Origin of the sequence: Actinosynnema sp. NPDC059797 (genome assembly GCF_042732085.1) — a bacterium.
Classification (GTDB): domain Bacteria; phylum Actinomycetota; class Actinomycetes; order Mycobacteriales; family Pseudonocardiaceae; genus Actinosynnema.
Map to the genome: position 1 here is coordinate 1 of NZ_JBHWIE010000698.1, position 1,731 is coordinate 1,731.

The 1,731-nt window shown below is 69.2% G+C and carries 1 protein-coding gene and 1 pseudogene; both read left to right on the forward strand.

Annotated features, from left to right (window positions below; translation table 11 throughout):
* Window positions 1-172 precede the first annotated feature (172 nt).
* Window positions 173-988: pseudogene (locus ACFV4N_RS43420) on the forward strand (hypothetical protein); the annotation flags it as partial.
* Between the two features lie 270 nt (window positions 989-1,258).
* On the forward strand, window positions 1,259-1,731 hold a 473-nt coding region (locus ACFV4N_RS43425; RefSeq protein WP_499678541.1), incomplete at its 3' end, for a hypothetical protein.

Genomic DNA, 1,731 nt, shown 5'->3' on the forward strand with positions numbered 1-1,731 from the left:
CACCCGCTACGACAAGCTCGCCGTCCGCTACCAGGCCACCATCGACATCGCCGCCATCAACATCTGGCTACGCCACATCTGAAACACGACCTAGGGGGTGTCCATGTGCAGGCAGAACTGTGGCTTCAGCTGGAGCGGGACTTCCCTACGGGGGGTCGTACTCTCCGGGGCCGTGGAGAGGTGGACGGCGAAGCAGGTCGCGGCGGCGGCCGGGCGGGCGCCGCAGTCGGCGCGGGATCTGGTGCGCTCGTTGGGCCTGGCGGCGGTCGACCGGGACATGGAGACTGGGGCGAAGCTGTACTCGCGGGATCAGGCGGAGGCGGCGTTGGCGGCGCGTCCGGGGCAGGGAAACCGGTCGGACCTGGGCAAACACAGACGGCCGTTCACGCCGGCGGAGCTGGCGGAGGTCAACTCGTGGGCGCGGTGCGCCAAGCGGTCGCTGGCCAAGGCGGCCGAGCTGGGCGAGGGTCGCGCCGCCACGGCGTTGCGGACGACCGCGGAGCAGATGGGGCGGCTGGTGGAGGCGGCGCGGCGGTTCCCGCTGTACGCGATGCACCCGGGCTTCGGGAACGACCACCACCGTCCGTACCTGGTCGCGCCGGAGATGGGCCCCCAACTGGAGTACCTGGCGCAGAACGCCCATCTGCAGGGCGAGCGGTACCCGCAGCTGTGGGACGAGATGGACGCCGCGCTGGAGATCGAGCCGCTGCGTACCCGATATGGCGGCGAGCTGGTGGCGTGGGCCAAGCGGTTCCTGAACCTGACGATCAAGATCGTCGTGCGGCCGCCCGACCAGAAGGGGTTCGTGGTGCTGCCGCGCCGCTGGGTCGTGGAGAGATCGCTGTCGTGGCTGATTCGGGCACGCCGCAACTGCCGGGACCACGAGCGACTCGTGCAGCACTCTGAAGCCCATCTGACCTGGGCCGCGATCACCCTGATGACCAGGCGCATCAGCCACCGCACTGGGGGCGCCACGCGCGGGTGGGCGGCATGACCGGGCACGAGGTCCGCCTCCCCGCCACGCCGGCGCAACGTGGACATCCGTAGCGTCACTTGATCAGCACCCAGCGGCGATGCGACGGCCACCGCCCGATCGGTTGTCGACCAGGAGGGTGATGACCGACCGCCGTACATGGGCTCTGCCTGGGCCGACCGCGCCATGGTCGCCGTTCACTCCCGGGGGTGATGGATCATGCGCAGCGCGTGATCATAGTGTCGTGGTCATCAGATCCGTTGCGGCCAAACAAAAGGTGGAGGTGTGGCCGTGGGAGACACGTCTTCCGGGCAGCGTCTGGAGCTGTTGCAGGGCTTGCTGACGGGCGCGAATCGGAGTTCGCGCATGTCACGGGCTCTAGCAGGCACCGGAAAGCGCAACGTACTGCTGGGGGCGGCGTTGCACGCCGCTGACCGGTTGCGGCAGGGGAAGACGGCGACTGACCTGGAGCACAAGCTCTTGGAGACCATGCGGGCGGCCCTGACCGAGCAGGAGATCCGGGACTGGGGAAAGGTCTACCGCGACTCGGTGACCAGCGGCGCGGTAGACATCCTGCCCGAGGTGATCACCAGCCGCCCGGTGGCCTCCGGTTACACACTGGCCAACCTGAAGGCGGATTTCCCTGCGATCGCGCAGGAGCACCTGGCCCAGGCGAACCTGTCGGTCATGGACCGGGAGGTCCTGGCCGCGGGAGGCCAGGTCGACAGCAGCCGGTTCGTCGAGGCCACCCGCCAGGT